A 21,286-nucleotide genomic window follows, 5' to 3' on the forward strand; every position below is an offset into this window, starting at 1 on the left:
AACGGGAGTAGATACCCCGAAGCGTCCTGCTACCGTGCCACAGGGAGGAGCCACGTCCTCCCCAGCCGATTCATTCGCTCCGTACGTCGCTCGCTCGCCCTCGCACGACTTCGTGGTGCGGTTCGTCAGCGACTCACCGCACCACGGCGCGCGCCACCGCGCTCCGGATGATCGGCTCGGAGTGAGACGCCGCTCAGCCGTCGGTCGCCCCATCGCCTCGATGGAGGTCGAGCACCCGAACTCCGCAACGTATTCGGGGTGACTCCACCTCGAGCTAGCCATGGCGGCCTACGAGACGACGATCGACGTCAGGACCGACGACCTCGGGCGGGGCGGACACGTCAACAACTCGAAATTCGTCGCGTACACCGACCTCGCGCGGGACCGCTACTTCGCAAGTCACGGCTACGGGCCCGACGGCGGCAGGCATCTGGTCGTCCGGCTCGAGGTCGAGTACGAGCGCGCGCTCACGACGCTGGCACCGATCACCGTGGCCATCGGAGTGACCGACGTCGGCGAGACGAGCGTCACCCTCGAGTACGAGCTCCGGGACGACGACGGCGCGGTCGCGACCGTCACGACGGTGGTCGTCACGGTCGACGAGGACGGCCCGGTTGCGATTCCGGCGTCGCTGCGCGAGGCATTGCAGGCGGACCTCGAGTCGGCGGCGGGGTGACGTTCGTCTAACGGGGTCCGGCGAGCGGCTCGCGGACTGTCGAAAGCGTCGGATATTCCCGCCTAGCGAGCGAACTCCGAGCCGACATGTCTTCGGAGATGACCGCCCACGTGATCGAGGAGTACGGCGACCCGGACGTCTTCACAGAGACGACCCTCGAGGTCCCCGACCCCGGACCGGACGAGATCCGCGTCGCGGTCGAAGCGTCCAGTCTCAACCCGGTCGACTACAAGATCCGACAGGGTGCGCTGCCCGACTTCGCCCCCGAGTTCCCCGCGATCCTCCACTGCGACGTATCGGGCGTCGTCGACGCGGTCGGTGAGAACGTCGAGGCGTTCGCTGAGGGCGACGAGGTGTACGGCATGCCCGGCGGCGCGGGCCGGCAGGGATCGCTCGCCGATTACGTCGTCGGCCACGCCGGAACCTTCGCGCAGGCACCCGAATCGATCCCGCTCGAGGAGGCCGCCGCCCTCCCGGTCGTCGCGCTCACCGCGTGGGAACTGCTCACCGACAAGGCGAGCGTCGACGGCGGTGAGGACGCGCTCGTCTACGGCGGCAGCGGCGGCGTCGGTCACGTCGCCGTCCAGCTGGCCGATGCGTTCGGCGCGACCGTGACCGCGACGGGCTCGAGCGAGGAAAAGCGCGCCCTCGCCGCGGAGTTCGGTGCCGACGCGACGGTCGACTACACGACGACCGACGTCGAGACGTACGTCGACGAACACGCCGGGGGAGCCGGCTTCGACGTCGTCGTCGATCCGGTCGGGGACGAGCACCTCGAGACGGCGTTCGAGGCGGTCCGGCCCTACGGCAGCGTCGTGACGACCGAGTCGAGCGCGGCCGAGGGACTGGATCTCGCGCCCATGCACGCGAACTCACTCGAACTCGGCGTCGTGCTCGTAATTCTGCCGGTCCTCCTCGGCGATCGACAGGAGCGCATCGGCGAGGAACTCACCGAGATTGCGGCGCTGGTCGACGACGGGGCCGTCGAACCCCACATCGCCGAGCGGTTCGCCTTCGACGAGGCCGCTGACGCTCACCGCCGCGGCGAGAGCGGGGGCTTCAGCGGGAAGCTGCTGCTCGTCAACGAGTGAGCGCCGCGTCTCGGCCGACCCGCTATCGCGACCGATCGGAGCCGACTCGAGACCCGTCGGCCGCACTGATACATCGGCGGACCGCACTGAGGCGGACTGTCGTCAGTCAGTTCCGTCGCGACCGCGAACCGTCCCGCGGTCGCTCCGGGAGATCGGTCCAGCGGGCCGTCCGGGACGAAGCGCGGTCCGTTACTTCGACTCGATTTTCGCGACCGTCTGAATCTCCTCGTATCGGGCGCTGCCCTCGCCGACCGGTCGGTCGTCGATCTCGAGATAGTCGGGTTCGAAGCCCGTTACCTCGCCGGTGGTGTCCATCTGGTGATCCTCGGTTCGTTCCGCGTCGCGAACCTCGACGACGTCGCCGATCTCGAAGTGTTCGCGAACGAGCGCTCTGGCCTGCGCCGCGTCGGCGTCTTCGGGAATGGTCAGATCAGTCATCGTGCCCGAGACGATAGCGGGGCCACACCGGTAGTAGTTCAGCAGGTATTCGCAACTCGGCCCCCGCGGTCGGACGATCGTTTTTGTACGAACCGGCCCAATGGCGACCAATGAAGGTCATCAAGGACAGCGTCCACGATCACATCCAGATCGACGGGGTCGCTCGCGCCCTGCTCGATACGCCCGCGGTACAGCGGCTCCGGAATATCAGCCAGCTCGGGACCGTCTCGCTGGTCTACCCCTCGGCCAACCACACCCGCTTCGAGCACAGTCTCGGCGTCTACCACCTCGCTTGCGAAGCGCTCGAGCACCTCAACGTCGACGGGAAACGAGCCGCGCGGGTCCACGCCGCGGCCCTGCTCCACGACGTGGGCCACGGCCCGTTCAGCCACAACCTCGAGTCGCTGACCTACCGGCGAACCGGCCGATACCACGACGACGTTCACGAACTGCTCGCGGACGGTGCAGTCGGCGAGGTGTTACGGGAGCACGGCCTCGAGCCGGCCACGATAGCCGACCTGGTCGCCGGCGAGGGGCGGTTCGGTCAGGTGGTTTCCGGCGAGCTCGACGTCGATCGGATGGATTACCTGGTGCGGGACGCCCACCACACGGGGGTCCCGTACGGGACGATCGACCACGGCCGTCTCGTTCGGGAGCTAACGTTCGCCGACGGCGAACTCGTCCTCGACGAGGGGAACGTCCAGACCGCCGAGAGCCTGCTGGTCGCCCGGGCGCTGATGAATCCGACCGTCTACAGTCACAGCGTCGCTCGAATCAGCAAGGCGATGTTGCGACGGGCCGGCGAACGGCTGCTGGATGCGCCCGCGGCTGAGGTGGACGCCGAGACGCTCCAGCGGATGGACGATCACGACCTGATCGTCGCGCTGCGCTCGTGTGCGGCGACCGGCGAGTTCTCCCGGCGACTGGATCAGCGCGACCTGTTCAAGCGGGCGGTGTGGGCCGAGATCGACGACGTTCCGGGCGGGATCATCGAGGCCGACCACGAGACGATCCGAGCGTTCGAACGCGAGATCAGCGATCGAGCGGGCGTCGATCCGGCTCACGTCATCCTCGACGTGCCGAGTCGGCCCTCGATGACGGAGTCGACGACGCGCGTGATGGTCAACGGCGAGATCCGGCAACTGGGACAGCAGTCGCCGCTGGTCGAAGCCCTGCGGGCGGCGCAGTACTCCCAGTGGCGGCTCGGGGTCTACTCGCCGCCCGAACTGCGCGACCGAGTCGGTCGGGCCGCCGTCGAGGTGCTCGGGCTGGACATCGACGGCGCCTTAGTCAGCGAGGTCCGGGACGGGATGGACGCGACGCTGGATCAGTTCGTCGACTGAGGAGGTCGTTTCGGTGGCTGCCAACCGCTCGAGCGAGGGGATCGGGGTAGCGACTTCAGGCTCGCGGCTTATCCGCGTTCGACGGAGAGAACGACGCGATGAGTAAATTCACCGTCCAGCTTCTGACGCTGCTCGTCGTTTCGACTGCGATGGCGGTCGCGCTGGTCGGCTGGGCGAGCGGGATCCTCGAAATCGGAACCGTCGACAGATCGGTCTCCGCCGTCGTCGTCGGGCTCTGCCTGTTCGTTCTCTCTGGCCTTATCGCCGTAGTGTTCGAACCCCTCGAGATCGACGACGAATCGACCTGATTTTCGATTTCCGCTTTGCGAAACCGTTGCCGTTGAAGGCACTGGCCGCAAACTGACCCGTATGGAACGAACGGGAACGATTCTCCGCGGCCGCGAGTTCGACCCCGTCGAGGGACGGGTGGTCATCGACGACGACGGCCGCATCGAGGCCATCGAGGAAACGCCGGTCGAGAACGACGATATCATCTGCCCGGCGTTCGTCAACGCTCACACCCACATCGGCGATTCGATCGCCAAGGAGGCCGGCGGCGGCCTCTCGCTCGAGGAACTCGTCGCCCCGCCGGACGGGCTGAAACACCGGCTGCTCCGGGCGGCCTCCCGCGACGACCTCGTGAGCGCGATGGAGCGATCGCTGGGGTACATGCAACGCGCCGGCACGGCGGCCTGTCTGGACTTTCGCGAGGGCGGCGTCGACGGCGTTCGGATGCTCGAGGCGGCCGCGGACGGCCGCGAGATCGACGCGCTCTCGTTCGCGCGCGGTTCCGTCGACGCGATGCGCGCGGGGGACGGCTTCGGCGCGAGCGGGGCGAACGACGCGTCGTTCGATGCGGAACGAACCGCGACTCGAGAGGCGGGGAAACCGTTCGGCATCCACGCCGGCGAGGTCGACGAGAGCGATATCAACCCGGCGCTGGACCTCGATCCGGACTTTCTGGTCCACATGGTCCATCCGAAGCCGGTCCATCTGGACCGGGTCGCGGACAGCGAGATTCCGATCGTCGTCTGCCCGCGCTCGAACCTCGTCACCGACGTGGGGCTGTCTCCCTACGCGGAACTGAACGAGCGGACGACGCTCGCGCTCGGGACGGACAACGTGATGCTCAACTCGCCGTCGATGTTCCGCGAAATGGAGTTCCTCGCGAAGCTCTCCGACCTGCCGGCCGCCGAGATCCTCCGGATGGCGACGATCAACGGTGCCGAGATCGCCGACCTCGAGTACGGCCTGCTCGAGCCCGGTCGGGAGGCTCGCCTGCTGGTCCTCGACGGGGATTCGGACAACCTCGCCGGGGCGCGGGATCCGGTCCGGGCCGTGGTCCGGCGCGCCGGCGTCGACGACGTTCTGGAAGTCGTTTTCGGATCGAACGCCGACGGCGAGGCTGCCAGAGAGTAGCAACTGACCGTCACTGAACGACGATAGCCGCCCGAACTCGCGACGGTTGCGCGATCGGTCGTGGCTCGTTTTCGGCGTCCCGACGGACCGTCAGTCGAGTCGTTCGGACGTCGCCGCGTGTTCTCTCGAGAGCTCGACGTACCGGTCGGCCGTCGCCTCGAGCACCGGATCGTCGATCTCGGTCTTCGGTTCCGCGGGCGCGCCGGCGACGAGCGTCGACGGCGGAATCTCGGTGCCCTCCGTGACGACGCTGCCGGCGGCGACGACCGCGCCCTCGCCGACGCGGGCGCCGTCGAGGACCACCGCGTTCATCCCGACCAGCGCGCGTTCGGCGACGGTCGCGTCGTGAACGATGGCGCTGTGACCGACCGTCGAGTAGGGTTCGAGTTCGGCCGTCTCGTGGAGGACGGCGTTGTCCTGGACGTTGGCCCCCTCACCGACGACGATCGTGCCGTGATCGCCGCGGAGCGTGGTGTTCGGCCAGACGCTGGCCTCGTCCTCGATGACGACGTCGCCGATGACGACCGCGGCCTCGTCGACGTACGCGGAGTCGGCGACCCGTGGTTCCGTCCCGTCAAACGATCGTAGCATATCTGTTCCTGTCTCGAGAACCGTCTTGAAGGTGACCATCGGGTCCGACGGTCGTGGTGGAGTAGCCGATCGTGGAGTTGGTGGTGGCGTACGCGATTGGGAGACGGTCAGTTCTGGAACGATCGCGAGTCGGGCGGCTGTGCGATCGGGTCGACTCGCCGGCAGCGACGTCTCAGATCCTTCGATCTGGCCGCTTCTCCTGTTGCCGAAAATATGTGTGATTGAATTACCGATACACATTGGCACCACGGCTAATACGCAGTCCGTGAAACCGGATACGTGGCGACACGGACCTATCCGTTTGGATCGCGTCGTGACGCCATGTCATCCCCCGAACCACCCACGGTTCGGTATCCCCTTTCATACTCTCCGCACTCCCCGCCGTTCTCATCCCTCGTCGGACAATCGCTCGGAGAGCCGATCGAATCGCTCTCGTACCGATTCCCGTCGGTCCCGCTCGACCTCCTCTCGGTAGGTCGCCTCGAGCAGTTCCCCCGAATTTCGGTCCACGGTCGCGTCGAAGACGGCACCCTCGTGCCGGCCGTCATCGGGCAGTTTCTCGACGTCGATCACGAGTTCGTCGACGACGGTCCCGTCGGCCTCGAGTAGGAGCACTGCCGTCGTCCCGTCGACGATGCGATCGAGGACCGCGGTGTGGGGTTCACCCATGTCGTTTCACCTCACAGTTGGATCGACGGCACTATCAACCGGTGGGAGGTCGGTCGCGACGGCCGACCGTCCGATCTCAGAACGCGCTTCCCTCGAAGCTCGTGTCGGCGTGCAAGCTGTCTTTCAGCGCGTCGTGGACCTTGCAGAGTTCGAAGGCGCGCTCGATGATCTCCTCGCCGGTGTCGTCGTCGACGTCGGCCGCCACGCTGATGTCGAAGCGGACCGACTCGAGTTTGTCGTCGTCGTTGAGTTCCCCGCTGATATCGATCTCGATCCGCCCGAGGTCGTCGGCCCCGCGCTGCTGGCCGCCGACGCGCAGCGCCGGGACGTAACAGGAGCCGTAGGCGGCAAGCAGCGCCTCGAGCGTGTCGGGAGCTTCCTCGCCGTTCGCGTCGATCGTGGTCTCGAAGTCGCGGATCTCGTTCGTGGCGCTGTACCCTTCCTCGGAGACGGTGGTTACCTGTTTTGCCATGGCAATCGGGTCGTCCACGGGCGGCGCTGTAAATATTGTTCTCGCGGGCGCGACGATCCGGTCGACTGACGCGATTGTCGGCGATCGGCCGACGGAACGGAAGGTGAGCAGGTGCTGAAAAACGGTGAACGGCGAACGAAAAGCGCGAGCGGCCGACGGTTCGGTTCCCTTTCCCGACTGTCGGACCGTTCGATCGGTCGTCGTCGCCCGGTTAGGGCTCGAGTTCGAACGGCTCGTCGGCCTCGAGAGCGTGGACCTCAGCGTCGCTGCCGGTCGCTTTGACTTCGCTGGCGAAGTCCTCGGGATCCTGCTCGATCGGCGGGAAGGTGTCGTAGTGCTGCGGGAAGGCGTGATCGACGTCGAGCCAGTCGACGGCGACGGCAGCCTGCCAGGGCCCCATCGTGAAGTGGTCGCCGATCGGCACCGCGGCGGCGTCGGGCTCGAGGTACGGACCGACGACCTCGCGCATCTCGGTCATGAGGCTGGTGTCGCCGGCGTGGTAGAAGGCCGTCGACTCCTCGTCGCTGACCTGCGTGGGCTTCGTATCCGAGACGACGAAGCCGGCGGGCATCCCGCCGCTCGAGTCGTTCTCGGTCATGATCCCGTTCGTGTGGTCGGCGCGAACCATCGTGACGTAGGCGTCGCCACAGTCGACGGTGCCGCCGAGGTTCATGCCCATCCCGCCGATCGCGTCCTCGAAGCCGAACTCCTCCTCGCAGTAGGAGACCAGTTCCGGCGTGGCGACCAGCGTCGCATCCGAAAACTCGCCGGCGTGGGCGATGTGATCGGCGTGGCCGTGCGTCAACAGCACGTAATCCGGCGTCTCGACGTCGGCCGCCTCGAGGTCCGTCTTCGGGTTGTCGAAGAACGGATCGATCAGTAGCGTCGTTTCCCCAACGGTGACGTGCCACGTCGAGTGGCCGTGCCAGGTGAGTTCCATACCACTCGAGTCGTTGGTCCGATGGTGACTTAAAAGTGGGCGGGGCGGACGAGACGCGGGTCGCGTGGCTCGATCCGCGGTCGGTGGACCGATCCCGGTTCCGGAGGCGGATTTCCGTTCCGGGAGGACCGTCGTCAATATCTCGTTGATACCCCGCGGCGGGCGTATACGATCACCAATGTTTATACGTCCGTTTTCGGAACGATAAAAAGCCGCACGCGAACTGACACACCACGCATGCGGTCTGGAATCGCGTTCCGATCGATCGTCTTCCACCGCGGTCGACGGTTCCGCCGCGATTTCCAGGCGTTCCGCGGCGATCAGCGGGCACCGACCGCTGTGGACGCTGCGGCAACTTCTCGGCAGTACTCCGCGGGGACAATGCCGTGTCGTTTTTTACCCCCGGCCCGTACCCCGACCATGCTCGCACTCACGCTCGAGGAGTTCATGGTAGAGCTGAACGACGGCGCGATCAAGAACGTCGGCCCGAACAACAAGGCGGCGACGGTCAAGCTGTTCGACGTCGACGACGCCGAGGCCAGGGAGTTCGGCGACAAGCGCGTCAAGCTCGTCTTCGAGGACGAGGACGACAACGAGATCCAGGTCTCGCTGTTCCCGGAGGACGTTCGGAAGATCGTCGACGATATCGAGGCGCTCGAGGATGAGTCACCGGTTTTCGACTGACGGCGGCCCGATACCGCGGTCGCGATCGGAACTTCTGTCACGAACGCATTCCGACAACCGTTTTAGGGCGAAACTGCTTGGTTCGAGTAGATGGGTAACTGTATCATCTGCGGCACACCCGTTGACGGCGAGATCTGTCAGAGCCACGAGGAGGATGCTGTTTTCGAATTTCGCGGCACGACCGCCTCACAGCTGACTCCCGATCGCTACTATCGGGGAACCGTCGACGGCTACGCCGACTTCGGTGTCTTCGTCGACATCGGAGACCACGTCACCGGCCTGTTGCATCGAAGCGAACTCGACCAACGACTCGAGAGTCTCGACTGGGAGCCGGGGGACGACGTCTTCGTCCAGGTGCTCGACGTTCGAGACAACGGCAACGTCGACCTCGGCTGGTCGATCCGCCAGCGCGAACGCGAGTTCCGCGGCAAACTGATCGAGACCGCCGACGACGAACACCGTCCCGAAGAGCTCGAGGACGACACCGACGCCGACGGGGCGTCCGCTGACGCCAATGAGTCGTCCGCTGAGACGACGACCGAAACGACCGACGACTCGTCCGCCGCAACGAGCGACGAGAGCGAGCAGGAGCTCACCGACGACCGAGCGGCGAAGGCGGGCGAGTTGCAGGCGGCTCCCGAGGACACCGAGCCCGAATCGGAGACGGACTCCGTCGACGACGGGCAACCCGCGGCCGCGGAAGCGGCCGGCGCCGTGACGAGCAGCGGTTCCGTCGCGACCGAGTCCGCCGCCGCATCGACGCCGTCGACCGACGACGCCGTCGACGCCGAACCCGTATCCGAGTCGGAACCCGCGCTCACGCGAACGACCATCGAATCCATCGAAAACAAGGTCGGCAGCGTCGTCCGCCTCGAGGGTGAGATCACCGGCGTTCGCCAGACCAGCGGTCCGACGGTCTTCGAACTGCGCGACGAGACCGGAACCGTCGAGTGTGCGGCGTTCGAGGAGGCCGGCGTTCGCGCCTACCCCGACGTCGAACTCGAGGACGTCGTCGCACTGGAAGGCGAGGTCGAACGCCACCACGGCGACCTGCAAGTCGAGACCGAGTCCCTCGAAATCCTCGAGGACGAAGCGCGCGAGACGATCGTCGACCGCCTCGAGAGCGCGATCGAGCGCGAGGCCCGCCCCGCCGACGTCGCGCCGCTGGCCGATCACGAGGCGGTGGCGACCGTCGAGGACGAAATCGCCGACGCGGCGACCGCGATCCGCCGCGCCGTCATGGAAGCGCGCCCGGTCGTCGTTCGCCACGGCGCGACCGCCGACGGCTACGTCGCCGGTGCCGCCATCGAGCGCGCTGTCCTTCCGCTGATCCGCGAGAAACACACCCGCGAGGACGCGGAGTACCACTACTTCGAGCGCCGCCCGCTCGACGGCCGCGTCTACGACATGGACGCCGCGACCAGCGACGTCACCTCGATGCTTCAGGCTCGAGACCGTCACGGCGAGCAACTCCCGCTCGTCGTCCTCGTCGATGCCGGCTCGACGATCGAGTCCACCGACGGCTACGAACTGCTCTCGCTGTACGACGCTGACTCGGTCGTCATCGACGACAGCCGAGCGGACGACGAGGTCGGCGACGCCGTCGACGTCGCCGTCGCACCGTCGCTAGCCGGTGCCGACGTCACCGACGTCACCTCGACCGCGCTGGCGACCAACGTCGCCGCACACGTCAACGACGACGTTCGCGACGACCTCGAGCACCTCCCCGCGGTCAGCTACTGGGAGGACACGCCCGAGGAGTACCTCGAACTGGCGACCGAAGCCGGCTACGACGAGACCGGCGTCTCGGAACGCCGCGAAGCCGTCGCGCTCGAGGCCTACTACCAGTCCTACAAGGACAAGCGCGAACTCGTGATCGACCTGCTGTTCGGCGACGACGACGAGTCGTCGCGGCCTCGAGACGGCGATCTGGCCGCCCACGTCTCCGAGCAGTTCCGCGACAAACTCGAGACCGAACTCGAGACGGCCCGCGAGAACCTCTCGGTTCGCGGCGTCAACGGCGTGACCGTCTCCGTGCTCGACACGGACGCGTTCACGCACCGGTACAACTTCCCGACGACGATCCTGCTGCTGGACGCGCTCCACCGCAGCGAGCGCGATCGAGTCGACCCGCCGTACGTCACGCTCGGCGTCGGCGACGACGAACTGCACGTCCGCGCGACCGATCCCGTGAACGTGCGCGATCTCGGCGACGCGATCGCCGAAGCGGTGCCGAACGGCGGCGTCAGCGTCGCCGGCGGCCGCGACGGTCACGTCGAGTTCCTGCCCGGCGCACGCGATGCGGTGCGCGAAGCGGCACTCGAGGCGCTCGGCGAGACGCTCGCGTAAGACTCGTTCCTCCCCGTCGTCCACCGAATCGGATAGCTGCGCCGCTGTGTCGAAATCGAGCTATCGACACCTCGAGCCGATAACGTATTTCCGATAGCCGAACGATGAGTTCCTATGGATGCGATCGAGGGCCCCGACCGCGAGCGCGACGCGGATACCGCAGTGGCCCGCCTTCGTGAGAACGCGACCGGGATCGCATCGCTGCTCGTGACGGCGTTTTGGCTCGGCGCGATGTTCACGGGCCAGTCGTGGTGGCTCGCGGCGTTACTCGTCGGTTACATCGCTGTCGTCCCGTTAGTCGCGATACTGTTCGGCGACGAGGAAGATCAGCGAGAATGGGCCGACGACTACGCGGGCACGGGCAAATCGGAGACGGTTTCGGAATCCGAGACGACGGCGACCGACTCCGAGACAAGCACACGCGACGCCCTCGAGACCCTTCGCGAACGATACGCTGCCGGCGAACTGACGGACGAACAGTTCGAGCGCAAGCTCGAGCGGCTACTGGATACGGAGACGCTCGAGGACGCCGAGGAGTGGACTCGCGAGCGGTCCCGAAATCGGGACCGGGGCGACCGGGATCGGGATCCGAATGGAGAACGGGATCGAGACCTCGAGTACGACCGCTGAGAGATTTTCTAGGGTCGGTTGGAAGTCGATCCAGATACTGCAAGACGGTTCTCGGTACCTCCGGAAAACAGTTACAATCGGCCCTCTCAGTCGTCGCTCGGTTCGGTCTCGTCCGATCGCTCGGTTCGATCGGGTCGATGGGCGCGCTCGGATTCGTCGGATCGCTCCGGCCGTTCGACCGCGTTCGGGTCGGGCCAGGTGACGCTCCCGAGGAACGGGATGCCGATCCGCTCGGCGGCGCGGGCGATCATGTGTGAGCCCGTCGGGACGGTCAGGAAGAGGAAGACGATCCCGATGAGCGCGGTCAGCCCTTCGCTTCCGGGGCCGAACTCGACGAAGCCGGCGAGGAATATCGCGGCGGTGCCGAGCGTCGTCGGCTTGCTCGTGGCGTGCATCCGGTTGTAGACGTTCGGCAGGCGGAGCAGGCCGATGGTGCCGACGGTCAGGAAGAACGACCCGACGACGATCAGCGCGACGACGACGGCGGTGTGGATCACTCGATCACCTCGCCGTCGGTGACGAACTTGGCGACCGCGACGGTCGCGATGAAGCCGATGATCGCGAGCACGAGGCTCACGGTGATGAAGAGCCCCCGATCGGTCATGAGGGCGAACAGGACCGCGATCGCGACGACGTTCGTCGCGATGGCGTCGAGCGCGACGACGCGGTCCGGGTTCGTCGGTCCTCGAATGACGCGATAGCCACAGAGCACACAGAGCCCGCTGACGAGGATCAGCGCGCCGCGGATCGCGGTCTCGAGGACGACGGGATCGCTCTCAGTCATCGTCGATACCTCCGCCTTGGGGGCCCGCGGTACTGTCTCTTTCCCCGCCGGAGACGACGATGGCCGGCGGCGGATCGGACGGCGACGCGTCCTCGTCGAACAGCTCGAGGGCGTAGTCCTCCCAGGTTCGGATCGGTTCGGCGATCGCCTCGGGATCGCGGCCGTTGACGCCGTGAACGTAGAGCGAATTCGTCTCGTCGTCGTAGTCCAGCGTCACCGTCCCGGGCGTGATCGTGATACTGTTGGCGATGACGGTGATCGCAACGTCGGATTCGACCCGGAGCGGCACCAGGATCACCTCGGGCTCGATCGGCATGCCCGGCGAGAGCACCCGGTAGGCGACGTCGAGGTTCGCCCGCAGGAGCTCCCAGGTGAACGCGCCGAGATAGAGTCCGGCGTAGGGGAGCGCTCGAGCCCCGCGACCGAGGTCGACGTACTTGCCGTACAGCCGCCGGAAGACGTACGCGACCGGGAGGCCGACGACGAGTCCCGAGAGGAAGCCCCGGAGAAGCGAGACGGGCGTGAGCGCCTGTCCGACGACGAACACCCACAGAATCGCGAAGACGACGCCGGCCGCCGGCCAGGTGCGAACTCGCATCAGTGGTCACCCCCGCCGGCGCTCGAGTCGGTCAGCTCGCTCGCGTCCTGTGGATCGACGGCGTCGACGTATCCATCGGTATCGAGCGCGGCCTCCGCGGCGGTTTCCGCGAACTCGTAGACCGGCTCGAAGCCGACGCCGACCGCGACGATGGCCGCCGCGAGTACCACGAGGACGGCCACCTGGACGGAATCGACCGTCGCCGCTTCCACGGCCGGCGTCCGCGCACCCCAGAAGCTCTGATTCCACAGCCGGGTCGCGTAGGCGATGGTCAACAGCGAGCCGACGAGCAGGAGGACGATCACGGGGCCGGCCCTCGCTCGAGCCGCGGCGTCGAAGACGAGGAACTTGCCGAAAAAGCCCGAGAGCGGCGGGATACCGACGAGGGCAAGCGAACCGACGAAGACGGCGATCGCCAGCGGCGGCGACCGGCGTGCGAGCCCGCCGAGATCGGCGAACCGACTCGTTCCCGTCGCCGACTTGACCGTCCCGACGGCGAGGAAGAGCAGCCCCTTCGCCAGCGTGTGATTCAGCGCGTACACCAGCGCGGCGATGATGGCGAACTTCCGCAGGCCCGGAGCGGTCGCCGTCGCCGCGATCGCGACGGGGATCGCGATGAATCCGACCTGGCCGATGCTCGAGTAGGCGAAGACGCCCTCCAGCGAGTCTCGGCCGACGGCCCCGATGCCGCCGAGGAGGATGCTGCCGGTGGCCATGACGAACAGCGCCGCGCCGACGAACGGTAGCGGTGAGTCGCCCGCGATGGCCACGTCTACCAGCGGGAGCGGGAGGTCGACGGCGACCTCCGCGCCGGCGAACACGGTAAAGGAGAGGCGGATGATGGCGTATATTCCGACCTTCTTGGTCGCGCCGGCCAGCAGCGCGGTGATCTGGGGCGGCGCGGCCCGGTAGGCCGTCGGGATCCAGAACTGGAAGGGGACGAGGCCGGCCTTGATCGCGAACACGGACAACAGCAAGCCGAGCAGGCCGACGACCGGCACGGGCTCGAGGCCGTACGCCGCCGGATCGGCGAGTCGCTGAGCGAGATCGGCCATGTTGAGCGTTCCCGTCGTCGCGTAGATGCCGCCGACGCCCAGCAGAAAGATCGCGCTGGCCAGCAGGTTGAGCGAGACGTACCAGAACGCGGCGCGGGTGTGCTGGGGGCCGCCGCTGTAGGCGACGAAGACGTAACTGGCCATCAGCATGACCTCGAACCAGACGAAGAGGTTGAAGAGGTCGCCGGTGAGGAAGGCCCCGGTGACGCCCAGCGCGAGGAAGTGAAAGAGCGGAAAGTAGTAGCTCCGTTCCTCGCCGCCGGGCAGGTGCCGGGTCGAGAAGACGAGCGATGCGACGCCGAGAATCGCGACCATCGTCAGCATGAACGCCGAGAGGCCGTCGGCGACGAGCGTGATGCCGAAGGGGGCCGGCCAGTCGCCGACCTGATAGGTCGCGATCCCCGGCGCGTCCGGCGCGAGGACGATATACCAGTCGATGGCCGCGACTGCGACGGCGTACGCCACGCCGGCGGCGAGGCTGACGGCCGCTCGAGTCCGCGGGCGTCGGCCGAGCAACAGCGTCCCGACGGCCGCGACGAGCACGACCAGCATCGGCGCGATCACGAGTGTCGATTCCGTGCCGACGGGCGTCGCCGTCATCGGCGATCCCCCGCCGCTGCCGTCAGCGTCCGTTTTCGATCAGTCATAATCACCGTCGTCGGCGTCGTCATCGTCGTGGCCATCACCGTCTCGATCGCCGTCATTCGCGATCACCGAGTTCCGTCACGTCCAGCGTGTCGTGTTCCTCGTACACCCGATACGACAGGACGAGCGCGAACGCGGTCATCCCGAAGCCGATGACGATCGCGGTCAACACGAGCGCCTGAACCAGCGGGTCGGCCGTCTGCGGGACGTGCTCGCCGTGGCCGGCGAGGATCGGCACCGAGTCGGCGGTCGCCGGCGCGATCCCGCCCATCGACAGCAAGTAGAGGTTCGCGGCCTGGCTGATGATCGCCAGCCCCCAGACGACTCTGATCAGATCCCGCCGCAGGAGCAGGAAGGTGCCGAGTGCGAACAGCGCCCCGACCGCGGCCGCGAGGACGACCGCCGTCATTCGGCTCCCACCACCGAGAGTATCGTGAGCAGTCCACCGACGACCACGCAGTAGACGCCGAAGTCGAAAGCCAGCGCGCTCGCGACCTCGAGGTGATCGTAGATCGGGACCCCCTCGAGCATGACGAACGTCTGCGTGAGGAACGACCGGCCGAAGAGCAGCGGCGCGAGGCCGCTGGCGACCGCGATCGCGAACCCGTAGGCGAACAGGCGGCGATAGGCCACGACGACGCGGTCCCGAGAGGGGCCCTTGCCGGGATCGACGTCGCGGCCGAGGACTCCCCGCTCGAGGAAATCGAGCCCGAACGCCATGTAGACGATCGCGAAGGCAGTCACCGTGAGGACGCCGCCGATGAACCCGCCGCCTGGGAGGTTGTGCCCCTCGAAGAACAGCGAGATCGCGACGACCAGGATGATCGGCACGATCGCTCGAGCGGTCGTTCGCATGATGACCGTCGTCATTCGTCTGCACCCCCGGAACCGCCGTCGTCGCGACGGGTTCCGTCCGGGTCATCGTTCGGCGGGTCGTCCGTCGGAACGGCGTCGGGCAGTTCGTCGTCGGTCGGGACGTCCGTGAGCGCGTCGCCTCCGCTGCGACCCCGCATCACGATCAGCGTCAGGATCGAGATGGCGGCGAGCGCGACCACGGCGAGTTCGCCCAGCGTGTCGAAGCCGCGGAAGTCGACGAGGGTCACGTTGACGATATTGGAGCCGCCGCCCTCGGGGACCGCCTGTGCGGCGTAATAGCGGGCGATGTCGCTCGCGCCGTCCGGACGCACACCCGATGTGACGAGGACCGTGACGAATGCGGTCACGCCGACGGCGACCGAGAGGATCGCGTCACGGACCACGCTCCCGACGTTTTCGATCCCGTTCCCGATCGCGTAGGACTCGGGAATCTCCTCGATCACGAGCAAAAATATCACGAGAACGAGCGTTTCGACGACGAGCTGGGTCAGCGCGAGGTCGGGCGCGCTCGCGAGGATGTAGAAGATGGCGATCATGAACCCGAGAATCGAGAGGGTGAGGACGCCCGCGATGTGCGAGTCCGAACGCACGACCGCGACCGCGCCGATCACCGCGACGAGCAACACGAGCGCGATGGGGACGGTGGCCTCGAGACCGAACGCGATCGGTTCGATGGCCCCGGCCGCGACGAAGCCGGTGAGTGCGAGCGCGCAGGTCGCACCCAGCGTCCACGACGCGTAGGTCCGGAGGTGGCCGTCGTGGACGTACTCGGCGAACGACCGGCCCTCGTCGGAGAGCCCCTCGACGATTACGTCGTACCACCAGTTCGGGCGGATCGGCGGGGTCGAACCCACGACTCCGCGAACGCCGTCGTGGATCCGTCCGTAGAACGGGAACGCGACGAAGCCGACGCCGATCGTGACGGCGCTCATCCCCACCGGCGTCGAGTACGATGTCGGGAGTCCGACGTGCATCTCCTGGGGATCGACCGCCGTCGCCTCGAGGCCCGATTGAACGATCGTATCCACGGCGAGCTGGGGGTCGACGCTGATGACCGCGGCGAGTAGCGCCAGCACTGTCGGCGGAAGGAGCAGGGTGACGGGCGGTCGGTGAACGTGGCCGAGCGCCTCGGGTCGCTCGCCGAAGAACAGCGAGAGGAACCGCAGCGAGTAGAGCACGGTGAAGATGCTACCGAAGACGGCGACGGCGGGGAAGAGCCAGCCCAGCACTCCGATATCGTGGTGGTGGCTCGCCTCGACGGCGGCCTCGAAGAGGAGTTCCTTGGAGTAGAATCCGTTGAACGGGGGGATCCCGGCCATGCTGAGCGCGACGACCGTGGTGATCGCCGCCGTTACCGGCAGATCGTGACGGAGCCCGCCGAGCTTGTCGATCTCGCGGGTCCCGGCCTCGTGGGCGACGATGCCGGCCACCAGGAAGAGGGGGGCCTTGAACAGCGCGTGATTGAGCAGGTGAAAGACGCCGGTCTCAGCGCCGTAAACCGACGTGAAACCGAAGCCGGCGACCATCAACCCGAGATGGCTCGCCGTCGAGTAGGCGAGCAGTTCCTTGATGTCCGTCGACGCGACGGCCATGATCGCACAGGCGGTCATCGTCGTCAGCCCGAGCGTCGCGAACAGGAAGAGCCACTCTTCGCCGACGAGCATCGGACGGACGCGGCCGATGAAGTAGACGCCGACCTTGACCATCGTCGCGGAGTGGAGAAAGGCCGAGACGGGCGTGGGTGCCGCCATCGCGTTGGGCAACCAGAAGTGCAGCGGGACCTGCGCCGACTTGGTCCCCGCGCCGATCGCGAGCAGCCCGAGCACCGGCAGGAACAGGCCGCGCTCTCGCAGCGCCGCCGCCATCGCGTCGGGCTCCTCGAGCATCGCCGCGAGATCGAAGGCGGCACCGGGTCCGAGCACGTCGCCGGCGACGATCGAAAGTAAGAGGAATCCGACGAGCAAGAAGAGGCCGCCGCCGACGGTGATGAACATGGCCATCCGGGCGGCGTACTGCGAGGAGTCGTCGGCGGTGTAGTAGCCGATCAGGACGAACGAGGCGAGGCTGGTGAGTTCCCAGAAGAGGAAGATCGCGACCAGGTCGGCGGCGAGCGCGACGCCGACGATCGATCCCATGAAGGCGAGCAGGGCGGCGTAGTATCTGACGAGGCCGGACTCCCCGTGCATGTACGCCGGCGAGTAGGTGAAGATGAGCGCGCCGATCCCGCAGGCCAGGAGCGCGAACAGCAGCGCCCAGCCGTCCACGTAGAACCGGAGCGCGATATTGAGAGACGGGATCCACTCGAGGGAGACGCTGCCCTCGCTCCCGTACTGTGTAGCCAGCAGGCCGAACGACGCCAGTGCGACGACCGTCCCCGCGAACCCGGTTCCCTCGCCGAGAACGCGAAAGACCAGCGGCGTCAGTGCTGCGGCGAGGAACGGCAGCGCGACCGCGGCGACGACCATCGCCAGGTCGGGAGACATTCAGTACGCCAAGGATAGGGAGAGACCGCCCTTAAACGGTTACCTTTCGGCCGGCATACCGGTTGCGGGAATCGCCGTGGGGCGGTGGCGACGGTCTCTCGCGAGCCGATCCGACCGTTTCCGATCGGTGAGTCCGACACGCTTATTCGCGAACGGCGACGAATCACGTGTAGTGAGTACCGAGACGCCAGAACCGACCGAAACCGAAGCGTTCGAGCGGGTCTGTAAGACGCTCGTCGAGCGGATCCTCGCCGGCGACGTCGAGCGCGACGAGGTCGAGAAGGCCAAGCTCGAGGCCTGTTCGGAACACTCGGCACCCAAAGTGCCCAAGAACTCCGAACTGCTGGACTACGCGTCCGAGGAGCACCGCGAGGCCTTGGAACCCGTGCTCCAGCGCAAGCCCGTCCGCACGGCGTCGGGCGTCTCGCCGGTCGCGATCATGACCTCGCCCGAGCGATGCCCCCACGGCAAGTGTCTCTACTGTCCCGGCGGCCCCGACTCCGAGTTCTCGTCGTCCCAGAGCTACACGGGCGAGGAGCCCGCCGCCGCCCGCGGGGTGCAAAACGACTACGACCCCTACGGGCAGGTGACGCTGCGACTCGAGCAACTGCGCCAGATCGGCCACCCCGTCGACAAGGTCGAACTGATCTTGATGGGCGGGACGATGACCGCTCGCAGCCACGACTACCAGGAGTGGTTCGTCAAGCGCGCGCTCGAGGCGATGAACGAGTACGACGTCGACAAGGAGCCCGAACCGGCCCAGGGAGTCAGCTTCGCCGAGGATCCCGACGAACACGAGTGGCAGTATCTCGAGGACGTCATCGCGGAAAACGAGACCGCGGACATCCGCAACATCGGGACGACGTTCGAGACGAAGCCAGACTGGTGCGATCCCGAGCAGATCGATCGGATGCTCGATCTCGGCGGGACGAAAGTCGAGGTCGGCGTCCAGACGACCTACGAGCGGATCAACAGGGATATGCACCGCGGCCACGGCGCGCAGGCGTCGATCGACGCCAACCAGCGGCTTCGCGACTCGGCGTTCAAGGTCGGCTTCCACATGATGCCGGGCCAGCCCGGGATGTCGAAAGAGATGTGTCTCGAGGACTTCCGGCGGCTCTTCGAACAGGAGCAGTGGAAGCCCGACTACCTGAAGATCTACCCGACCCTCGTGGTGCGGGGTACCGCGACCTACGACTGGTGGCACAAAGACGAGTACGACCCGCTCTCGAACGACGAAGCCGCCGACTTGATCGCGGAAATCAAGGACATGATCCCCCGCTACACCCGACTCCAGCGCGTCCAGCGCGACATTCCGGCGGACTTCATCGACGCCGGCGTCTGGAAGTCGAACCTCCGACAGCTCGCCCGCAAGCGCATGGACGAGCACGGCTGGGAGTGTGATTGCATCCGCTGTCGCGAGGCCGGAATGCACGACGACGAGCCGGACGACGTCGAACTCGACGTGATGAGCTACGAGGCCTGCGGCGGCACCGAGCACTTCATCTCCTTCGAGGACTTCGAGAAGGACCTCCTCGTCGGCTTCTGTCGGCTCCGGTTCCCGAACGATCCCGTTCGACCGGAACTCGAGAACGCGGCCCTGATCCGAGAACTCCACGTCTACGGCTCGGAAGTGACGGTGGGAAGCGAGCCGCGAAGCGGCTCGGAAAACGCGAGCGGGTCGGGCCCGCGAGCGAGCGAGAGCGAGACGGACCAGCACCAGCATCGGGGCTACGGCCGCCGCCTGATGGATCGCGCCGAGGAACTCGCAGCCGACGCCGGTTACGACAAGCTGAGCGTCATCTCCGGTATCGGCGCTCGAGAGTACTATCGAAACAAACTCGGCTACCATCAGGACGGACCGTACGTCAGCAAGCGGATCTGATTCCCGCTCGCGATATCGACATTATTCCTAATCTAGATAGAGTAATTTTATATCTTTGAAGGGTGTAGTATCACCCGCCGACACCTGTCGGCACCGTTGTCGGCTCCCCACTCCGACAGCGCCACACCAATTGCCTCTCGCTCGAGCGCGCCGCGACGGTCGCTCGATCCCCTGGAGCGACCGTCGCGGCGCGCTCTCGCCGGCTCCTGTTTGCGCTCTCGGTTTCGCCGCAAAGCGGCGGCTGAGACCGTACGGCAGCGACCGTGTGGCTACCGCTGCCGATGATGTGGGCACAGTACGCGAGACGGGTACCTCACTGCGTAGCGATTCCACGCAGGTATCCGGCGCGGACCTCGTACGCGAGGAACGCGAGGAAGAGGACGACACCGACGCCCCAGAACAGCGGTCGTTCCGTTTCCGTCCCGCCGAATCCGAACAGCACGCACAGTCCGGCACTGATCAGCAGGGCCGCACGGATCCGTGTCGGCGACGGAAGCTCGTCGTCACCGGTAGCCGCGAGATAGAGCTGTGGCCCGAGAATCGGAATCACGATCAGGACGACGAACGCGTAGATCGGCCCCTCGAGTTCGAGGGCCGCACCGAGTAGAAACGCGACGAGACAGAGACCGAACGCGGCGGCGATGACCGCATTTTCTCGAGAGACCATACCGTAGTAGAATTGGTTTTATCAATAATTCTTTCGTATATTCAATCGCCGTATACGATGTCGAGGGGCGTCCGACTCAGACCGCGAGGACGGTGTCGACGACGAGCATGACCGAGAACCCGACCACGAAGGCCCCGGTCGCGGTGTCCGCGTAGCCGTGGCCGTGGCTCGAGGGGATGAGTTCCCGGAAGACGACGGCGATCATCGCACCCGCGGCGAAGCCGGCGGCGACGGGGAAGAGGCCGGAGACGACGGCGACCAGCGAGAAGCCGATGGCCGCGGCGATCGGTTCCGGCACGCCGCCCGAAATCGTCGTGTAGAGAAGCGTTCGCGGTGCCGAGACCCCGGCTCTGACCGCGGGGACGGCCATCGCGAACCCGTCGGGGACGTTCTGGACGGCGATCGCCGTCGCGATGGCGACTCCGAGTGCCGTTTCGCCGCTGGCGAACGCGATTCCGACCGCCAGCCCTTCGGGGACGTTGTGGATGGTAACGGCCCCGCCGACCAGCGCGGCCCGACGGAGGTCGTCGCCGTCTCCATCGGTGACGGGGTCGTTGGTGGAGTCCGCCTCGACCGATGGCAGTTCGCCCGCGGGATCGCGCAGCGCCGACGTGCCTTCGACCTGCTCGCCGCGGAACAGGAGATGCAGGTGCGGGACGATGGCGTTGACCGCGAGCAAGAACCCGCCGCCCGCCAGGATTCCGGCGACGACCTCGAGCGGCGAGCCGAGCTCGAGGCCGGGGAGAACGAGAGCGAAGACGGCAGCGCCGACCATGATGCCGGCGGCGAGGCCGAGCGAGCCGTCGTAGACGCGGTGACTGATCCGGTCGGTGAGTAAGAGCGGGAGCGCACCGATTCCGGTCGTACAGCCCGCGATCGTGGCGACGAGGATTACCTCCCCGAGCGGTGACATACGAACTCGGTTCGCCGCCTCCTCGAAAACGTTTGCGATCGGGAGACACGCCGCCGCTCGTGACTGGGGCGCGGTCGA

At 66.7% G+C, this 21,286-nt stretch carries 23 protein-coding genes; 9 read left to right on the plus strand and 14 right to left on the minus strand.

Features of this window, described 5'->3' with window-relative positions; all coding sequences use genetic code 11:
• The first annotated feature begins 280 nt into the window (after positions 1 to 280).
• Positions 281 to 676, plus strand: coding sequence for an acyl-CoA thioesterase (locus AC0QDI_RS01355; protein WP_474664498.1), 396 nt, complete (start codon positions 281 to 283; stop codon positions 674 to 676).
• 86 nt (positions 677 to 762) lie between these two features.
• A complete protein-coding gene (locus AC0QDI_RS01360; RefSeq protein WP_474664500.1) occupies positions 763 to 1,767 on the plus strand; it encodes a zinc-binding dehydrogenase in 1,005 nt (334 codons plus the stop codon).
• 189 nt (positions 1,768 to 1,956) lie between these two features.
• Here AC0QDI_RS01360 and AC0QDI_RS01365 read toward each other — a convergent pair whose 3' ends face one another.
• Complete coding sequence (locus tag AC0QDI_RS01365; protein WP_474664502.1) at positions 1,957 to 2,205, minus strand: hypothetical protein; 249 nt, start codon at positions 2,203 to 2,205, stop codon at positions 1,957 to 1,959.
• A 110-nt stretch (positions 2,206 to 2,315) separates the two neighbouring features.
• Between AC0QDI_RS01365 and AC0QDI_RS01370 the strand changes: the two genes are divergently transcribed.
• The 3 genes from AC0QDI_RS01370 to AC0QDI_RS01380 all read left to right on the plus strand — a co-directional run bounded on the left by AC0QDI_RS01370 (position 2,316) and on the right by AC0QDI_RS01380 (position 4,967).
• Positions 2,316 to 3,548: an HD domain-containing protein gene (locus tag AC0QDI_RS01370; protein ID WP_474664504.1), complete on the plus strand. Its 1,233-nt coding sequence runs from the start codon at positions 2,316 to 2,318 to the stop codon at positions 3,546 to 3,548.
• Positions 3,549 to 3,646: 98 nt separating this feature from the next.
• The gene (locus AC0QDI_RS01375) at positions 3,647 to 3,856 is read left to right on the plus strand and encodes a hypothetical protein (RefSeq protein ID WP_474664505.1); all 210 of its coding nucleotides are present in this window, start codon (positions 3,647 to 3,649) and stop codon (positions 3,854 to 3,856) included.
• A gap of 61 nt (positions 3,857 to 3,917) precedes the next feature.
• Positions 3,918 to 4,967 carry an amidohydrolase family protein gene (locus AC0QDI_RS01380; RefSeq protein WP_474664507.1) on the plus strand — a complete coding sequence of 350 codons (1,050 nt, stop codon included), beginning with the start codon at positions 3,918 to 3,920 and terminating at the stop codon, positions 4,965 to 4,967.
• A gap of 90 nt (positions 4,968 to 5,057) precedes the next feature.
• On the opposite strand, the gene AC0QDI_RS01385 is transcribed toward AC0QDI_RS01380, so the two are convergent.
• The 4 genes from AC0QDI_RS01385 to AC0QDI_RS01400 all read right to left on the minus strand — a co-directional run bounded on the left by AC0QDI_RS01385 (position 5,058) and on the right by AC0QDI_RS01400 (position 7,639).
• On the minus strand, positions 5,058 to 5,558 hold the full coding sequence (locus AC0QDI_RS01385; RefSeq protein ID WP_474664509.1) for a gamma carbonic anhydrase family protein: 501 nt from the start codon (positions 5,556 to 5,558) through the stop codon (positions 5,058 to 5,060).
• A 387-nt stretch (positions 5,559 to 5,945) separates the two neighbouring features.
• Positions 5,946 to 6,227 carry a DUF3006 family protein gene (locus AC0QDI_RS01390; protein WP_474664511.1) on the minus strand — a complete coding sequence of 94 codons (282 nt, stop codon included), beginning with the start codon at positions 6,225 to 6,227 and terminating at the stop codon, positions 5,946 to 5,948.
• A 76-nt stretch (positions 6,228 to 6,303) separates the two neighbouring features.
• Entirely contained in the window at positions 6,304 to 6,699 is a 396-nt protein-coding gene (locus tag AC0QDI_RS01395; RefSeq protein ID WP_474664513.1) for an OsmC family protein, read from the minus strand.
• Between the two features lie 211 nt (positions 6,700 to 6,910).
• On the minus strand, positions 6,911 to 7,639 hold the full coding sequence (locus tag AC0QDI_RS01400) for a metal-dependent hydrolase (RefSeq protein WP_474664515.1): 729 nt from the start codon (positions 7,637 to 7,639) through the stop codon (positions 6,911 to 6,913).
• Positions 7,640 to 8,059: 420 nt separating this feature from the next.
• Here AC0QDI_RS01400 and AC0QDI_RS01405 point away from each other — a divergent pair, with 420 nt between their 5' ends.
• The 3 genes from AC0QDI_RS01405 to AC0QDI_RS01415 all read left to right on the plus strand — a co-directional run bounded on the left by AC0QDI_RS01405 (position 8,060) and on the right by AC0QDI_RS01415 (position 11,302).
• Complete coding sequence (locus tag AC0QDI_RS01405; RefSeq protein WP_474664517.1) at positions 8,060 to 8,323, plus strand: hypothetical protein; 264 nt, start codon at positions 8,060 to 8,062, stop codon at positions 8,321 to 8,323.
• A gap of 90 nt (positions 8,324 to 8,413) precedes the next feature.
• The gene (locus tag AC0QDI_RS01410) at positions 8,414 to 10,672 is read left to right on the plus strand and encodes a DHH family phosphoesterase (protein WP_474664519.1); all 2,259 of its coding nucleotides are present in this window, start codon (positions 8,414 to 8,416) and stop codon (positions 10,670 to 10,672) included.
• A 114-nt stretch (positions 10,673 to 10,786) separates the two neighbouring features.
• On the plus strand, positions 10,787 to 11,302 hold the full coding sequence (locus AC0QDI_RS01415) for an SHOCT domain-containing protein (protein WP_474664521.1): 516 nt from the start codon (positions 10,787 to 10,789) through the stop codon (positions 11,300 to 11,302).
• Positions 11,303 to 11,388: 86 nt separating this feature from the next.
• On the opposite strand, the gene mnhG is transcribed toward AC0QDI_RS01415, so the two are convergent.
• From mnhG to mbhE, 7 genes are all read right to left on the minus strand, one after another.
• A complete protein-coding gene (gene mnhG / locus AC0QDI_RS01420) occupies positions 11,389 to 11,799 on the minus strand; it encodes a monovalent cation/H(+) antiporter subunit G (protein ID WP_474664523.1) in 411 nt (136 codons plus the stop codon).
• The gene (locus tag AC0QDI_RS01425) at positions 11,796 to 12,086 is read right to left on the minus strand and encodes an MrpF/PhaF family protein (protein WP_474664525.1); all 291 of its coding nucleotides are present in this window, start codon (positions 12,084 to 12,086) and stop codon (positions 11,796 to 11,798) included. The genes mnhG and AC0QDI_RS01425 overlap by 4 nt, the downstream gene beginning before the upstream one ends.
• Positions 12,079 to 12,684 (minus strand): Na+/H+ antiporter subunit E, encoded by a 606-nt coding sequence (locus AC0QDI_RS01430; RefSeq protein ID WP_474664527.1) that lies wholly within the window; start codon positions 12,682 to 12,684, stop codon positions 12,079 to 12,081. The genes AC0QDI_RS01425 and AC0QDI_RS01430 overlap by 8 nt, the downstream gene beginning before the upstream one ends.
• A complete protein-coding gene (locus tag AC0QDI_RS01435) occupies positions 12,684 to 14,339 on the minus strand; it encodes a complex I subunit 5 family protein (RefSeq protein WP_474664529.1) in 1,656 nt (551 codons plus the stop codon). Before AC0QDI_RS01435 ends, AC0QDI_RS01430 begins: the two co-directional genes overlap by 1 nt.
• A 100-nt stretch (positions 14,340 to 14,439) precedes the next feature.
• The gene (locus AC0QDI_RS01440) at positions 14,440 to 14,793 is read right to left on the minus strand and encodes a sodium:proton antiporter (RefSeq protein ID WP_474664531.1); all 354 of its coding nucleotides are present in this window, start codon (positions 14,791 to 14,793) and stop codon (positions 14,440 to 14,442) included.
• Positions 14,790 to 15,254: an MnhB domain-containing protein gene (locus AC0QDI_RS01445; protein WP_374059177.1), complete on the minus strand. Its 465-nt coding sequence runs from the start codon at positions 15,252 to 15,254 to the stop codon at positions 14,790 to 14,792. Before AC0QDI_RS01445 ends, AC0QDI_RS01440 begins: the two co-directional genes overlap by 4 nt.
• The gene (gene mbhE, locus AC0QDI_RS01450) at positions 15,251 to 17,743 is read right to left on the minus strand and encodes a hydrogen gas-evolving membrane-bound hydrogenase subunit E (RefSeq protein WP_474664533.1); all 2,493 of its coding nucleotides are present in this window, start codon (positions 17,741 to 17,743) and stop codon (positions 15,251 to 15,253) included. Before mbhE ends, AC0QDI_RS01445 begins: the two co-directional genes overlap by 4 nt.
• 172 nt (positions 17,744 to 17,915) lie before the next feature.
• Here mbhE and AC0QDI_RS01455 point away from each other — a divergent pair, with 172 nt between their 5' ends.
• A complete protein-coding gene (locus AC0QDI_RS01455; RefSeq protein ID WP_474664535.1) occupies positions 17,916 to 19,628 on the plus strand; it encodes a tRNA uridine(34) 5-carboxymethylaminomethyl modification radical SAM/GNAT enzyme Elp3 in 1,713 nt (570 codons plus the stop codon).
• Positions 19,629 to 19,941: 313 nt separating this feature from the next.
• On the opposite strand, the gene AC0QDI_RS01460 is transcribed toward AC0QDI_RS01455, so the two are convergent.
• Both AC0QDI_RS01460 and AC0QDI_RS01465 read right to left on the minus strand, forming a co-directional pair.
• Positions 19,942 to 20,295, minus strand: coding sequence for a hypothetical protein (locus AC0QDI_RS01460; RefSeq protein ID WP_474664537.1), 354 nt, complete (start codon positions 20,293 to 20,295; stop codon positions 19,942 to 19,944).
• Positions 20,296 to 20,371: 76 nt separating this feature from the next.
• Complete coding sequence (locus tag AC0QDI_RS01465) at positions 20,372 to 21,208, minus strand: ZIP family metal transporter (protein ID WP_474664539.1); 837 nt, start codon at positions 21,206 to 21,208, stop codon at positions 20,372 to 20,374.
• Positions 21,209 to 21,286: the final 78 nt, after the last annotated feature.

This window comes from Natrinema sp. LJW11 (genome assembly GCF_056135975.1).

Excerpts from the sequence above, each read along its gene's own strand:
- AC0QDI_RS01380 (WP_474664507.1), top strand. The coding sequence starts at position 3,918 with ATGGAACGAACGGGAACGATTCTCCGCGGCCGCGAGTTCGACCCCGTC.
- AC0QDI_RS01465 (WP_474664539.1), bottom strand. The coding sequence starts at position 21,208 with ATGTCACCGCTCGGGGAGGTAATCCTCGTCGCCACGATCGCGGGCTGT.
- AC0QDI_RS01435 (WP_474664529.1), bottom strand. The coding sequence starts at position 14,339 with ATGACGGCGACGCCCGTCGGCACGGAATCGACACTCGTGATCGCGCCG.
- AC0QDI_RS01460 (WP_474664537.1), bottom strand. The coding sequence starts at position 20,295 with ATGGTCTCTCGAGAAAATGCGGTCATCGCCGCCGCGTTCGGTCTCTGT.
- AC0QDI_RS01425 (WP_474664525.1), bottom strand. The coding sequence starts at position 12,086 with ATGACTGAGAGCGATCCCGTCGTCCTCGAGACCGCGATCCGCGGCGCG.
- AC0QDI_RS01385 (WP_474664509.1), bottom strand. The coding sequence starts at position 5,558 with ATGCTACGATCGTTTGACGGGACGGAACCACGGGTCGCCGACTCCGCG.
- AC0QDI_RS01440 (WP_474664531.1), bottom strand. The coding sequence starts at position 14,793 with ATGACGGCGGTCGTCCTCGCGGCCGCGGTCGGGGCGCTGTTCGCACTC.
- AC0QDI_RS01365 (WP_474664502.1), bottom strand. The coding sequence starts at position 2,205 with ATGACTGATCTGACCATTCCCGAAGACGCCGACGCGGCGCAGGCCAGA.
- AC0QDI_RS01430 (WP_474664527.1), bottom strand. The coding sequence starts at position 12,684 with ATGCGAGTTCGCACCTGGCCGGCGGCCGGCGTCGTCTTCGCGATTCTG.
- AC0QDI_RS01410 (WP_474664519.1), top strand. The coding sequence starts at position 8,414 with ATGGGTAACTGTATCATCTGCGGCACACCCGTTGACGGCGAGATCTGT.
- AC0QDI_RS01445 (WP_374059177.1), bottom strand. The coding sequence starts at position 15,254 with ATGACGACGGTCATCATGCGAACGACCGCTCGAGCGATCGTGCCGATC.
- AC0QDI_RS01400 (WP_474664515.1), bottom strand. The coding sequence starts at position 7,639 with ATGGAACTCACCTGGCACGGCCACTCGACGTGGCACGTCACCGTTGGG.
- AC0QDI_RS01395 (WP_474664513.1), bottom strand. The coding sequence starts at position 6,699 with ATGGCAAAACAGGTAACCACCGTCTCCGAGGAAGGGTACAGCGCCACG.
- AC0QDI_RS01360 (WP_474664500.1), top strand. The coding sequence starts at position 763 with ATGTCTTCGGAGATGACCGCCCACGTGATCGAGGAGTACGGCGACCCG.
- AC0QDI_RS01375 (WP_474664505.1), top strand. The coding sequence starts at position 3,647 with ATGAGTAAATTCACCGTCCAGCTTCTGACGCTGCTCGTCGTTTCGACT.
- AC0QDI_RS01390 (WP_474664511.1), bottom strand. The coding sequence starts at position 6,227 with ATGGGTGAACCCCACACCGCGGTCCTCGATCGCATCGTCGACGGGACG.
- AC0QDI_RS01370 (WP_474664504.1), top strand. The coding sequence starts at position 2,316 with ATGAAGGTCATCAAGGACAGCGTCCACGATCACATCCAGATCGACGGG.
- mbhE (WP_474664533.1), bottom strand. The coding sequence starts at position 17,743 with ATGTCTCCCGACCTGGCGATGGTCGTCGCCGCGGTCGCGCTGCCGTTC.
- AC0QDI_RS01415 (WP_474664521.1), top strand. The coding sequence starts at position 10,787 with ATGGATGCGATCGAGGGCCCCGACCGCGAGCGCGACGCGGATACCGCA.
- AC0QDI_RS01405 (WP_474664517.1), top strand. The coding sequence starts at position 8,060 with ATGCTCGCACTCACGCTCGAGGAGTTCATGGTAGAGCTGAACGACGGC.
- AC0QDI_RS01355 (WP_474664498.1), top strand. The coding sequence starts at position 281 with ATGGCGGCCTACGAGACGACGATCGACGTCAGGACCGACGACCTCGGG.